The organism is Halorussus sp. MSC15.2 (assembly GCF_010747475.1).
Taxonomy (GTDB): Archaea; Halobacteriota; Halobacteria; order Halobacteriales; family Haladaptataceae; genus Halorussus.
In genome coordinates this window covers 21183-34987 of sequence record NZ_VSLZ01000009.1, presented here as the reverse complement: position 1 = coordinate 34987, position 13805 = coordinate 21183, and the positions used below count along the sequence as shown (strand labels likewise).

General features: G+C 63.1%; 12 protein-coding genes. All 12 read right to left on the bottom strand.

Annotated elements, in window-relative coordinates; all coding sequences use genetic code 11:
* Positions 1-18: 18 nt before the first annotated feature.
* Complete coding sequence (locus FXF75_RS20885; RefSeq protein WP_163524007.1) at positions 19-1074, bottom strand: hypothetical protein; 1056 nt, start codon at positions 1072-1074, stop codon at positions 19-21.
* A gap of 71 nt (positions 1075-1145) precedes the next feature.
* Positions 1146-1730 carry a dolichol kinase gene (locus tag FXF75_RS20880; RefSeq protein WP_163524006.1) on the bottom strand — a complete coding sequence of 195 codons (585 nt, stop codon included), beginning with the start codon at positions 1728-1730 and terminating at the stop codon, positions 1146-1148.
* A gap of 2 nt (positions 1731-1732) precedes the next feature.
* Positions 1733-3478 carry a glycine--tRNA ligase gene (glyS, locus tag FXF75_RS20875; protein WP_163524005.1) on the bottom strand — a complete coding sequence of 582 codons (1746 nt, stop codon included), beginning with the start codon at positions 3476-3478 and terminating at the stop codon, positions 1733-1735.
* Positions 3475-4323: a CBS domain-containing protein gene (locus FXF75_RS20870; protein WP_163524004.1), complete on the bottom strand. Its 849-nt coding sequence runs from the start codon at positions 4321-4323 to the stop codon at positions 3475-3477. The genes glyS and FXF75_RS20870 overlap by 4 nt, the downstream gene beginning before the upstream one ends.
* A 273-nt stretch (positions 4324-4596) precedes the next feature.
* Positions 4597-5130, bottom strand: coding sequence for a GrpB family protein (locus tag FXF75_RS20865; RefSeq protein ID WP_163524003.1), 534 nt, complete (start codon positions 5128-5130; stop codon positions 4597-4599).
* A gap of 80 nt (positions 5131-5210) precedes the next feature.
* Positions 5211-5798, bottom strand: a complete 588-nt coding sequence (locus FXF75_RS20860) for a hypothetical protein (RefSeq protein ID WP_163524002.1) — start codon at positions 5796-5798, stop codon at positions 5211-5213.
* Positions 5799-5943: 145 nt separating this feature from the next.
* Positions 5944-6417: a hypothetical protein gene (locus FXF75_RS20855; protein WP_163524001.1), complete on the bottom strand. Its 474-nt coding sequence runs from the start codon at positions 6415-6417 to the stop codon at positions 5944-5946.
* Positions 6418-7749, bottom strand: a complete 1332-nt coding sequence (locus FXF75_RS20850; protein WP_163524000.1) for an ABC transporter ATP-binding protein — start codon at positions 7747-7749, stop codon at positions 6418-6420. It lies immediately after the preceding gene.
* Positions 7746-8828 (bottom strand): ABC transporter ATP-binding protein, encoded by a 1083-nt coding sequence (locus tag FXF75_RS20845; protein WP_163523999.1) that lies wholly within the window; start codon positions 8826-8828, stop codon positions 7746-7748. Before FXF75_RS20845 ends, FXF75_RS20850 begins: the two co-directional genes overlap by 4 nt.
* Complete coding sequence (locus tag FXF75_RS20840) at positions 8828-10225, bottom strand: ABC transporter permease (RefSeq protein ID WP_163523998.1); 1398 nt, start codon at positions 10223-10225, stop codon at positions 8828-8830. The genes FXF75_RS20845 and FXF75_RS20840 overlap by 1 nt, the downstream gene beginning before the upstream one ends.
* Position 10226: 1 nt before the next feature.
* The gene (locus tag FXF75_RS20835; RefSeq protein WP_163523997.1) at positions 10227-11243 is read right to left on the bottom strand and encodes an ABC transporter permease; all 1017 of its coding nucleotides are present in this window, start codon (positions 11241-11243) and stop codon (positions 10227-10229) included.
* Between the two features lie 215 nt (positions 11244-11458).
* The gene (locus tag FXF75_RS20830; protein ID WP_163523996.1) at positions 11459-13294 is read right to left on the bottom strand and encodes an ABC transporter substrate-binding protein; all 1836 of its coding nucleotides are present in this window, start codon (positions 13292-13294) and stop codon (positions 11459-11461) included.
* Positions 13295-13805 lie beyond the last annotated feature (511 nt).

The window sequence follows — 13805 nt, the reverse complement described above, 5'->3', positions numbered from 1 at the left end:
GGGTGAAAGTGAAATCCGTCACTCCTCGGTCTCCTCGGTTATCGCCCCGAACGGCGTCGCTTCCTGCGTCGGCGTCGTGAACGGCGTGATGGCCGCCGTGCGCTCGGAGACGACCGAGAGACGCAGGACGTACGCGAACAGCACTGCTAGGGGGGTCGCGCCGACTGTCGCGAACACCGGGGCGACGATGGACAGTAGCCTCGGAGTGAGCGCCGATTGTCGCGTACTGACGAACAGCACCATCAGCGCTAGCGCGACGAGGACTACGGGGACGCCGATGTACATGAGGTTGCGGGACACACGGGAGAGTTCCTCCTGAATGTAGACCGTCTTCAGGTACTGCCGCGCCACGTCTATCTGTTTGAGACCGGCCACTAGCTCGTCGAGGCAGTCGTCGATGTCCGACGTGAATTCGCCCTCGTACGTCGTCTTCAAGCGCTGAATGTGGTAGATGTCGTCGGAGTAGTTAGTGTTCAAGCTGACGACCAGCGCCTCGAAGGTGGTCGTGTCCTCCGCTTCGAGTTCCAGTTTCGCTCGACCAATCTGCTCGTCGAGCGGTTCGAGAACCTCGTCGATGGCGTCGGCGGCGGCGTTGCTGACGACCTCCGACCGATACCCGTCCAGTTCGCGCACGGAGTCCTGCACGCCGCCGAGAAGCACGTCGAGGAACATCGCCGGGGTCGGCGGCAGAACCCGGTCCTCGACCAGTTCGGCCGATGCCTCGCGGTAGCCGGTCGTGTTCTCGATTTGCTCTCGCAACTCGCCGGGCGCAGCCAACTGTCGAGAGATTACGAGCTGATTGATGGAGATGACGATTGTGAGCAGGGTGAAGTTCCCGCCGACGATGGCGCTCGACATGTAGAACAGCGGTACCAGTTGCTGACTGGTCGCGCTGGTACGCAGTTCGATGGCGAGGACGACGAGTAGAAACGAACCGAGGAGAACGGCCGCCAGTAACAGTCGGTTTCCGGTCAGGAAGACCAGTTCGTGTATCTGGGACAGCTTCTCTCGGGGTTCGGGTCGGTCGGAACTCACGCTCGGTCCGGTCACCTCCTCTTCCCGCTCCTCGTCCATACCGAACTCTACCGATACTCGTCCGGAAATGGGGTTCGGCCGTGTGCGACCGGTCGTCCCGGCAAGCGGTCTCAGACCGAGACCGTCGGCAGATACCGTAGTGCGACGTACATCACGACCGCCGACCCGACAGGAATCGTGAGGTTGTCGTCGATGACGTAGCCCGCGACGATGGGTTTCATCCCGTCGGCCAGCGTCGCGGCCAGCGCGCCCAGCGCGGCGGTCACCAGCGGAAGCCCCGACAGACTGGTGATGAGCAGACAGACTCCGAACGTGAGTAGGAGAGTGTGGGTCGCCTTCACCCCCAACTCGCCCGACCCGGCCAGTCCGCTGATGGGGTCGGCGATGGTGAGCATCAGCATGGCGGGAATCGCCACTCGGGGACTGAACGCCAACGTCGCCGCGGTCATTCCGAACATGTAGAGCGCGTAGCCGGCCAGATTCTCCTGTTCGTACTCGCGGGTGAGTTCGTCGAAGATACGCCAGTCGAGACCGACGAACAGTCGAACCACCTCCAGAATCAGCGCGCCGACCGAACTCGCGACGAGCAGGAGTCGCAACTGGTCGTAGGACGCGAGGTCGAGCAGGTAGAGCGCCGGAAACCCCGTCCCGGAGACGTGGACGAGTCGGCGCTTGACCTCGCTGTGGAGCGACACGGTTACTGTTCTGGTGCGGTCGCGTCCAGTTCCGCGAAGGTGGTCTCGCCCTCGCGGAGGTCCGCGAGCAAGTCGGGCAGGTCGTCTGTATCGACCCGGACCTGCTCGGTCGAGTCGCGCTCCCGCAGGGTCACGGTGTCGGCCGTCTCGTCGTCCACCGTGATACAGAACGGCGTCCCCACCTCGTCCTGTCGGCGGTAGCGTCGGCCGATACTCCCCGAGTCGTCGTAGGTCACGTCGAAGCCCTCGGCCCGGAGGTCGTCCGCGATTTCGCGGGCGCGGTCGTCCATGCCTTCCTTATCGACGAGCGGGAAGACCCCGACGAAGGTGGGCGCGACGTCGGGTTCGAGCGCGAGGTAGCTCCGCGTCTCGCCCTCGATTTCGTCCTCCTCGTAGGCGTGGTCGAGGACGGTGTAGATGACGCGGTCGATACCGATGGAGGGTTCCACGACGTGGGGCATGATGTGTTCGCCGGTCTCCTTGACCTCCTCGACGGCGAACCCGGTCTTCTCGACCGGAATCTCGTGTTCGTCGCCCTCGACTTCGACCGCGACCGTCTCGCCGTCGAAGGCGGCGCGGTCGCGCTCGGCCAGCAGTTCGAGTTCGGCGGCCACGTCGCCCGCCGCCCCGCCGAACTCCGGACCGAGGTAGCTCATGTCGGGGTCCACGGTCGCCCGTTCGACCACCTTCGGTTCGTCGTACTGCTTGAAGACGGTGAAGTCGTCGTCGGAGTACTCGTCGTGCTTGCTCAGGTCGTAGTCGCTCCGGTAGGCGAAGCCCGTTATCTCTATCCAGTCCCCGTCCACCTCGCTCTCGGCGTCCCAGCAGTCGGCCGCGTAGTGGGCCAGTTCGCCCGAGAGGTGCTGGCGGAACCGGAAGCGGTCCATGTCCACGCCGATGGACTCGTACCACTGCTTGCCGACGCCCAGATAGTAGGCGACCCACTCGTGGACGAGACCCTCTTCGACGGCCTCCTCCACGGTCTTGTAGACGTACTCGCCGTCCTCCTTCTCCTGCTCCTCGGCCGGGTAGAGCTTGAGTTCCACGTCCGCCACGCGGTCGAGTTGCGGTTCGTCCTCGGTCGGGTCGATGAAGTGCTCCAGTTCGGCCTGCGTGAACTCCCGGACGCGGACGATGGACTTCCGGGGGCTAATCTCGTTGCGGTAGGCCTTGCCAATCTGCGTGATGCCGAACGGAAGCTGGTTGCGGGCGTACTCGGCGAGTTGCGGGAACTCCACGAAGATGCCCTGTGCGGTCTCGGGACGGAGGTAGCCCGGCGAGGAGCTACCGGGACCGATGTTGGTCTCGAACATCAGGTTGAAGTCCTCGACCGGAACGCCGCCGAGTTCGGTACCGCAGTTCGGACACTGCAGGTCGTGTTCGGCGATGAGGTCCTCCACCTCCGAGATGGCGATGCTCTCGGCCTCCTCGATGTCCGTGTTGTCCTCGATGAGGTGGTCTGCACGGTGGCTCTCGCCGCACTCGGGGCACTCCACCAGCATGTCGTCGAAGGTGTCGAGGTGGCCCGACGCCTCGAAGACGGGTTCGGGCATCACGGTCGGGGCGTCGATTTCGCGGTGACCCTCCCGAACTTGGAAGCGCTCGCGCCACGAGTTCTCGACGTTCTGCTTGAGCGTCGCGCCCTGCGGACCATAGGTGTAGAACCCGGAGACGCCGCCGTACGCGCCCGCCGATTGGAAGAAGTACCCGCGGCGCTTGGCGAGTTCCACGAGGTCGTTTCGAGTCATCGTATCGCCTCCACGAGGTTCACGTCCCGAACGATGCCCGTGAGTTCGTCGCCTCTGACCAGCGGAATCTGCTCGATGTCGTTGGTGAGCATCGTCTGGGCCGCCTGTTTGGCGGTCTTCTCGCCCGAGACCGTCACCACGTCGTCGGTCATGAACTCGCGGACCGGCGCGGCCGGAATCTCGACGTTTCGGGTCGGGAGGTAGCGCTTCCCGACCGCCTTGATGGACTCCCACTTCCAGTCGTCGTCCTCGTCGGCCAGCGAGTCGCCGGTGTCGTCCTCGCCCTCGACCACGCGGGCGACTTCGATGATGTCAACCTCGGTCAGCACGCCGTCCATCTCGCCTTCCTCGTCGAGGACGACGGCGTAGGGGAGATTTGCGTAGTAGAGTTCGCGTTCGGCGACCGTCAGGGGGACCTCGACGTAGGTGGTGTTCACGTCGCGCGAAGCGATGTCGCCGACCGTCTCGTCGCCGTCGGCGTCTCCGTCGGCGATGGCCCGTACCACGTCGGTGACCGTGACGATGCCTTCCAGTTCGCCGTCCACGACGGGGACGCGGCGCGCGCCCTCGTCTATCATCAGACCCGCCACCGCTTCGAGGGTAGTGTCCTGCGTGGTGGTCGGAACGTCGCGCATCAGCATGGCGAGTTGGTCCTCGTCGGGGTTCTCGATGAGGTCGTCGCGCGAGATGAGTCCGCGGAACTCCTCGACTCCGTCGGTGGTCTTGACCACGGGAACGGACGAGAACGACCGCTCTTGGAGATATTCTAGCACGTCGTCGCGGGTGCCCGGAAGCTCGACGGTAACGACCTCCGAGCGGGGCGTCATGGCTTCGCCGACTTTCATGTTCGCGCGATACGTGTCGGGGCGTCTTGTAGTCTACGAACCGAACGCTCGCTCTCCGTTCGAATCTCCCCGTTTTCGAAGGTCTCGGCGAAAATGTATCGGACGCGCCCGCTGATTTGCGTCTCCGGCGCGTGCGAGTGCGGCCCATCGTACGGTCTCGCTTTGCTCGAACCTGTCGCTAGTTCTGACGAACTGTCCGACTCGTCGGTAACTCGGAAATCCGGTTCCGTTCGGTACCGCGCTCACGTGGCGGAACCTCTCGAAGCGGAAACTTCAACCGTCAGGCACCGCGATAGCGTCGTCAGCTCTGGCCCGCGAAAGTACGGACTGACAGAAATCGTCCTTCGCCGCGTTGTATGCGGTGATGTCGTTCGGGTGAGATTCGGCCGCATCTCGCTTTACGGTCTCGTACTCGTCACGCACGACCGGGTAAGTCCGCAGATACTCCCGGAACAGCAGGTCGTCCTTCCACTGGTCGTTCGATTCGCGGACGAGGTGGAGGTTGTATTGCTGACCCGAATCGTCGGTTCGTTGCACGAACAGCCAGTCGGCGGGGATGTGGCTCAGTTCGTACCCGAAGCCTACACTGAGTTTGTCGAGGTTCCCCCAGACCCCCGGAAGGTCGGTCACGACGGCCAGAACGTCGATAACCGGTTTCGCGCCGAGTCCCGGCACTGCCGTACTTCCGATGTGTTCGATGCGGGCCGTGTACTCCGCGAGCAACGACCCAATTCGGCGTCGTTCCGCCTCGAACGTCTCCGGCCACTCCGGGTCGTAGTCGTGAATCGTAATCGGCGTTTCGTCCATAGAGAAAAGTCAAGTTGACTGACAAAAAGCGCTGTGAGATGGCCGAACCGATACTGCTCTCTTCCGCCGACGCGACCGACTTACTCCGATTCGGCCGCTTCGTCGTCCAGCACCCCGTCGAACGGCACGTCGTAGCCCGTGTACTTGTGGGGGTCCGGGAAGAACTTCTCCACGTCCTCGTGGCGGAACGACCCGAGGTGAGTCTGGTCGAGTTTCTGGACGTGGGTGTACATCTCGTCTTCCTTCAGCGCGGTCTTGACCAGTCCGGGCGCGTGCCGGACCTCGAAGTTGCCCGCGATGAGGATGGCCGTCTCCGAGTCGGGGTCGAGCAGTTGAGTCACCATGAAGATGCGCCCCTGCATCTCGTTGCGGAACACGCGGTACTGCGGGAAATCTCCCGTCTCGACCGCCTCGGTGAACGGTTCGGCCTTGTTGTCGGGAACGACGTGGACGAAGCCCCAGCGGTCGGTCTCGCCCGCGTCGGGGTTCGTGGGCGCGGTGTGACCCGACCCGATGGTGACGACGTCCCAGCCGTCTTCCTCTAACTCCGCTGCCATCGCCTTCATGTCCTCGATGGTGCGCTGCCACGCGCCCTTGTGAACGTCTGCGCTCGCAGCAATCTGCTCGGCGTAGTCGGGTTCGTCGTCCCCGTCCCCAGTCTTTGGCATGTGTACGTCTGACGGTCTTCTTATGGTAAAACCTGTTGTTTGGGTGCCAACCGAGCGCGTTCCGGCAGGAACCGCGACTCTTCGACGAGCGCGAGTCTGAAAACCGTCGGTCTCTCCTCCCAATCTCTGCGACCCGCGCCGACAGTCACGCCGCGACGCCGAACACCGTCTCCATCACGAACGACCACGCGAGCGTCGCCAGACTGGCGAGGAACATCTTGAACGGGACCGGGAACCGCTCGTCCGGCGGGAGCGAGTACCACGGGAGCGGCGGAATCCGCTGGACCGCCGCCTGAAACTTGGTCTCGTCTCGGCCGCCGAGGACGGTGCCCGACGGGTCGTTTCTCGTCACCTTGACCTTGCCGTCGTCGGTCTGCTCGGTGTCCCACGGCGGGTCCGGCCGCATCTGGAACGTGGCGTACCCGAACGCGAGGAGGCCGACGACGAACATCACGTACTTCGCGGTCACGAGACCGCCGCCGACTGCGAGTCCGAGTAGCGCACCGACGACGAACACCACTCCGGCGACCGCGAGCGCGTAGACGAGCGCATCGACGACCTGACGCGCGCGCCGGGCGGCCGACGACGTGGCGGACGTCTCCGAGGGCGTGGGCGACATCTACCGTTCGGTGTACGGCACGAAGTCGTCCGGTTCCGCGTACTCCGACTTGTGGCGGTGACAGTGGCTGACTCGCCCGCTGTCGCTGACCACGTAGTCGTCGGGCTTCTCGGTGTCACAGATGCTCCCGAACTCTTCGCGGAGGAGTCGCCGCGCCTCGCCCTCCTCGTTGTCCTCGACGTAACTGGCCGCCTCGTCGATGTAGCGTTCGACCTCGCTCGCGAGGTCGATGTCGCCGAACAGTTCGCGTTTGATTTCGCCGATGTCGGAGAACCGCGTCTCCATTCCGAGCAACTCCTTGGCCTGCTCTGTCAGCGACTTGTCCGCCCGGGAGCGTTCCCGAAGCACCTCGCGGAACACCTCGATGGCGACCCACGTGTCGGCGTCCATGTCCTGATACTTGTCGGGCCGAATCTTCATCGGACACCGCGTCGTGAACGGACATCCCTTCGGGGGGTCGCGCGGACTCGGCGGCGTCCCCCGCAGCGTGATGCGCTCCTTGTCTGACGTCGGGTCGGGTTCCGGAATCGCCGACAGCAGCGAGTGGGTGTAGGGGTTCTTCGGGTTCTCGAACAGTTCCCCGGTGTCGCCGAGTTCCATGATGTTACCGAGGTACATCACGGCCACCCGGTCACAGATGTGGCGGACGACGCTCAGGTCGTGAGCGATGAACAGGTACGTCAGGCCGAACTCGTCCTGCAGGTCCTCCAGCAGGTTGAGAATCTGGGCCTGCACCGACACGTCCAGCGCCGACACCGGTTCGTCGAGCACGACGAACTCGGGTTCGAGCGCCAGCGCGCGGGCGATGCCGATACGCTGGCGCTGCCCGCCCGAGAACTGGTGAGGGTAGCGGTAGTAGTGTTCGGGTTGTAGCCCCACGACGTCGAGGAGTTCGCGCACGCGCTCGCGGCGCTCTTGAGCCGTGTTCCAGTCGTGAACGTCCAGCGGTTCGCGGATGATTTCGCCGACGGTCATCCGGTCGTTGAGGCTGGACTCGGGGTCCTGAAACACCATCTGGCTGTTGCGCCGCCAGTCTTTCAGGTCCGACCCCGACAGTTCGGTCACGTCGGTGCCGTCGAACAGCACCTCGCCGTCGGTCGCGTCTTCGAGTTGGATGAGCGTCCGGCCGAGCGTCGTCTTTCCACACCCGGACTCACCGACTAGACCCAACGTCTCGCCGCGCTTAATCTCGAAATCGACGCCGTCCACTGCTTTCACCGGGTTCGATTCGATGATGCCTCCCTCGTCGTAGTACGTCTTCAGGTCGTTTATCTCCACGAGCGTCTCGCCCGTGGCGACGCTGACGGACTCCTGTTGAACTTGTTCGCTCATCGCTGGCTCACCTCCCGCTGGCTCTCACGCTGCTCGTGTAACTCGACGGCCTCCTCCTGCGAGACGTCCTCAGGATACAGCAGACACGCCGCAGTGTGGTCGTCGGTTTCGGAATCGACCTCAACCGACGCCGGGTGGACCTGCGTGCAGTCCTCGAACGCCTTCGGACATCGCGGTTCGAACCGGCAGTAACCCGCGGGTTCGTTCGGCGTGGGCACGTCGCCCTCGATGGTCTCGAGCCGCTCGGCACCGGGCTGATTGCCCGGAATCGACTTGAGAAGCCCCTGCGTGTAGGGGTGTCGCGGGTTCTCGAACAGTTCCTCGACCGGCGCGCTCTCGACGATTTCGCCCGCGTACATCACGTTCACGCGGTCCGAAATCTCGGCGATGACGCCCATGTCGTGGGTGATGAACATGATGGCGAGGTCCCGCTCCTCCTGCAGGTCCTGCAGGAGTTCGAGAATCTGGGCCTGAATCGTCACGTCGAGCGCGGTCGTCGGCTCGTCGCAGATGAGCAGTTCCGGGTCGCAGGCGAGCGCCATGGCGATGACGGCACGCTGGCGCATCCCGCCGGAGAACTCGTGGGGGTACTCTTTGACCCGCCGCGAGGCGTCCGGAATGCCGACCGCTTCGAGCAGGTTGATGGCCTCTTCGGTGGCCGCCGCACCTCGCATGTCCTGATGGAGTCGCAGCGACTCCTTGATTTGGTTGCCGACCGTGTAGACGGGGTTGAGCGAGGTTAGCGGGTCCTGAAACACCATCGCGATGTCGCTCCCGCGGAGGCTCCGGTACTCGCGTTCGCTCTTCTGCGTGAGGTCCTCGCCCCGGAAGTCGATGCGACTCCCCTCCAGCACGCGACCGGGCGAGTCCACGAGTCCCATAATCGACCGGGCGGTGACGCTCTTGCCCGACCCGGACTCGCCGACGATGCCGACGGTCTCGCCCCGCCGGATGTCGAAGCTCACGCCGTCCACGGCGCGAATCGTCTCCTTATCCGTGAAGAAGGCGGTCTGGAGGTTCTGTACGGACAGTAGGGGGTCCTCCTCGCCGTGGAGTTCGGTGGTCTCTCGCTGTGCCATCAGGCACCACCTCCACCGGCCGCGGCGACTTCAGCACCTTCGCCTTCGCCGCTCTCGCTCTGCGGGTCGATAGCGTCGCGGATGCCGTCACCAAGCGCGTTGAACGCGGTCACGACCAGCACGATGAGCACGCCGGGGATGAACGAGATGTGCCACGACGACGTGGTGACGTACGACTGACCGATGTTGACCGCGCGGCCCCACTCGGGCGTGGGCGGACTGACGCCCAGTCCGAGGAACGAGAGGCCCGCGACGGCGATGATGATGCCGCCGAGGCGCATCGAGGCGTACACCAGCAGGTAGCCGAGGATGTACGGTGCCATGTGCTTGCGCATCGTCACGCTCGGTCGCTGGCCGAAGCTCTTCGCGGCGTCTATCCACTCCTGTTCGGCGATTTGCATCGCCGGCCCACGGACCGACCGCCACAGGAACGGCCACCCGGTCCCCGCGAAGATGACCGCGAGGAGGAAGCCGCCGCTGTAGATGTTGGCCAACCACGTGTCCCCGAGGACCACTGATAACAGCATCACGAACAAGAGGCTGGGTAACGACATTATGGAGTCACCTAAGATGACCACCAAGAGGTCTACCAGCCCCTTGTAGTAGGCGGTCACCAGCGCGAACGCGACGGCGATGAACCCGCTGACGAGGATGGACGTGAGACCGATGAACAGCGATATCCTCGCCCCGGCCGCCATGAAGGTGAACATGTCTTTCCCCGTCGGTAACGTCCCGAAGGGGTGCCACCGCCCGTAGTCGTCGTACTCCATCGGTCCGACGTTCCGGTCGGGCGTCCCCTGCGAGCGCGACCCGAGGTTGGCCGACCCGACGGTGATGTTTTCGAGTTCGCCGTCGTCGTTGTAGTACTCGATGTAGTGCGAGTACGGATTCGAGATGGTTCGCTCGACGGTGGTCGGTCCGAGCGCCGGCGCGAACATCGCCATCACGACGAACGCGAACACGATTACCGCGCCGAACTGTCCCCAGCGGTGGCCGCGGAGTCGGTCCATCATGTCGTCGCGCGGCGTCCAGTCGGCGTACCGGTAGTTCTCGCGGAAGACGAGATACCCTCGCCAGAGCCACACCATCCACAGGAACGCGTAGGCGTAGATGAGGACGACCCGGAGTGCCCACGCGTAGGCCGCGGGCAGACCGAGGAACGTGTCCTTCCACACGCCCTTCGGCGTCACGTAGCCGTTGTTCGGGATGAGTTCCCGCGAGAGCAGCGTCGGTAGCTCGACCGGGTTACCCAGCAGGCTGGTCACGAAGTGGACGACTGCCCCGGCTTCGAGGGCGAACAGGAGCAGTGCGCCGACCATCCACCCCACTGCGGGACCCGGGTTCTCCTTGATACGTGCCGCAATCGAAACGTCGTCTTGGTCTCTCTCTGCGCTCATATCAGGCACCTCCGTCGTAGCCGACTCGCGGGTCGATTATCGTGTACAGGAAGTCTTGGACGATGTTGAGCAGGACCACCAACAGGATGAAGATGAACATCAGCGACCCGACCAACGGCATGTCGCCGTTCTTGACCGCCTGGAAGAACAGGTAGCCGATACCGCTGATGTCGAACACCGTCTCGACCAGTACCGACCCGCCGATGAGGATGAACGCCTCGCCCGTGATGATGGGAACGAGCGGGATGAGCGCGTTCCGGAAGATGTGCTTCCAGACGAGCGAGCGCGGCGGGACGCCCTTCGCCTTCGCGGTCTCGATGAAGTTGGAGTTCACCGTCTCCAGCACGGCGGTCCGCCCGATGCGCATCTCGTTGCCCATCGACGCCGAACCGAGAACGATGGCGGCCGGCGCTATCTTCTTCAGCGCCGCCGTGAACCCTGCGACCGACGTGAGGTTGCCCAGCGGCGGCGGTCCCGTGACGTTCGTCGGGGAGAGCCACGTCTCCCAGTCGAACCCGAACAGGAACTGCTCGGACTGCGAGAGGACGCTCATCAGGATGACCGCCAGCCAGAAGTTCGGCATGGCGCGCCAGACGATACCGCCGAACGACGCCACGTAGTCGCTGAACGTGTTCGGGTTCAGTCCCGCGTAGAAGCCCAGCGGGATGCCGATGAACACGGCGATGAGGACCGACCAGAACCCGAGCCAGAGCGTCCGAGGCGCGTAACTGGCCACCAGCGAGTAGACGCTGGTGTCAGGTTGCAGCACCCACGACTCGCCCAAGTCGAAGGTGAACAGGTTCACCATGTAATCGATGTACTGCTGCCAGAGCGGCTGATTCAGCCCGAGTTGTTGTTTAATCGCGTTGTATGCCTGCGGGTCCCCCTGTGGTCCCAGAATCGCCGATACTGGGTCGAGTGGTCCGGCGCGAATCACGAGAAACGTGATGGAAGCACCGAACAGTAACACAGGAACCGAAAGCAGAACCCGTTTTGCGAAGTATTGCCACCGGCTCACGGCGAACCACCGCCGCGGCTGTGACTACCTCGTTCGAATTGTTCGTACCCAAACTGGACCGCGCACATGGGTGATAAATTTGGGGGACCTCTCATTATGTCTTGCGCTTTCGTGTACCACCCCGTAGACGGACGGATAAGCCCTCGAACATCGGTATATCCCGCGCGGGATATGCCTTCGGCGCGGCGCGCACAAAAAAGAAAAACGGCGTCTCGTTACTTGCGACTGCTGAGTTTGACGTTGTTGTACATCTGACGACTGAAGTCGGCCGCACCGAAGCGGGGCACGTCGACCCAGTCGTACGTGAAGCGCTCGCTAATCTCGTGGTACGCGGGTAGGAGGACGACGTCCTGCCAGTTGGCCTCCTCCATGGCGACGTAGGCCTCGTTGCGCTTCTTCTTGGCAGACTCGGTCGGCTTGGGGTTGTTCTGGACCTTCTCCCACGCCTGCTTGGCCTTCTTCGAGGCGCTGGTCCCCGACCAGTTGAAGTACGAGAGCGGAGCGTCCTTCGACGTGTCGGTCCGCGGCGGGTAGAGCAGTTCGAGGAAGTTGTCCGGGGCCGGGTAGTCCATAATCCACCCGAGCGAGTACGCTTCGAGGTTGCCCTGCCGACCGCGCTTGGTCAGCGTCGAGAAGGGCGTCTTCTGGATGCTCATGTCGATGTGGGCGCTGGCGAGTTTGTCACGCAGCAGTTTGCCCAGTTCGGGCCACGTACTCGACGACTGGTAGACCGTGAAGGTGAAACTGGCCTTGTTGTCCGGGCCGTAGCCGGCGTCTTCCATGACCTTCTTGGCCTTCTTCAGTTGCGTCTCGTTGTAGCCGTACGGGTAGTTCTCCTTGGCGTGCTTGTTGTAGGCGTCCGGTCCGCCGGGGTAGATGGACGGCGGGGTGAAGTGGTAGGACTCCTGACCGCGGCCCTTGAACACCTTCTCCACCGCTTCCTTCTGGTTCAGGGCGTAGGCGGCGGCCTTACGAACCGGCTTCGGGACCGCGTCGGCGTTGAACCCGATGTAGAACTCGTTGATGGTCGAGACGCCGGTGTACTTCATCGTCGCACCGCTCGTCGTCTTCCCGTAGGTACCGACTTTGCGGCCTTGGTCGTCGGTCTTCTTGACCGAGACTTTGTCCGCGTTGTAGTGGCTAGTCGGCAACTGGTCGCCGTGTATCATGTCGGCGTTCTGGTTGACGGTTCCGTAGGTGTACATCGCCTCGGAGTCCGACATGATGTTCCAGTGGATACCGTCCACGTCGGCCGTACTACCGTGGTAATCCTCGAACTTCGAGACCTTGGCCTCGGTGTTGCTCTCCCAGTTGTCGAACGAGAACGGACCGGCACCGACGGGGTTCTTGGTCGCGAACTTCTTGTGGCTCATCTTCCCGTCGTAGCCGTCGATGTCGCCCACGATGCCTTTCGGCACGGCGGCGAACGACGTGTACGCCAGCATCTCCAGCGTGGCGTGGAACGGCTGAGAGAGTTCCAGCTTGAGGGTGTAGTCTCCCTCGGCGCTGACGCCCATCGTACCGGGCTTGTAGTTCCCGTCACTGTCGGTCTCGTGTGTGACACCGATAGAGTCGAGGATGAAGTAGGCCCGTCGAGAGTTGTCCGAGGCCGCGAGACGCTCGAACGAGTAGACGAAGTCGTCGGCGGTGACTTCGGTTCCGTCGTGGAACTTGGCGCCTTCCTTGAGCTTGAACGTGTACGTCTTGTAGTCGTCGGAGACCTCGTGACCCTTCGCGAGTTGGCCTTTGACGTCGATTTGGCCGTTCGGGTAGTTCATCAGGCCGTCGAAGACCTGCTGGATAACCGTCCCGGAGGCGCTGTCGGTCGATTTGACCGGGTCCAGCGTGGTCATCGTCGAGTTAATCAGACGAAGCACGTTGGCATCGTCGCCCGGCTTGTCCACGTCTCCGCCCGTGGTCGTCCCGTTCGTCGTCGTCTCTTTACCGCCATCGTCGTTGGAACCGGTACAGCCAGCCAGCGCGACGGCCGATGCCGCACCGCCGGTCGCTTGCAGGAAGCGACGACGGCTAACGTTGTCAGTATCTGTCATCCAACGGTCCGTTGTCAACCAGACCGGATAAACTTACCGTTTGTTACTTAGAGAAAGACCGCCTTAACGCCTGTATCGCTTTTCTCTAGAGGTATTTCTGTTGTTCTTTTGGTTTTACGTCTAATCTCGGGCGAGATGTGGTCTGTCTCGACTCTCGGCTCCAGTTACGCACTCGTGACGGTCCGCTGTTACTATCGGGGCATGGTACCTATTCTCACTATTTGAGTACTTCGATTTCGACCACCCGTCTACAGTTTCGGAGCGTTTATCAACCCATGATACCATGTATCATATATGGCCCCGAACACGGCCACTCCGGCGCAGTCGGTCGCACAGCGCGAGGTTATGGCCTCGCTAGACGATGATGGTCGCACGGAGCGACTCATCATCGCAGATACGACGGCCGACGACGCGTGGCTTTCGGTCCCCGTATCCGGAAGCGTCACCCTCCAAGACTGGAAGTAGCGCCGCCTAAACGGCGTTTTTCTCTGCGTCACGGTTCCGCGCAACT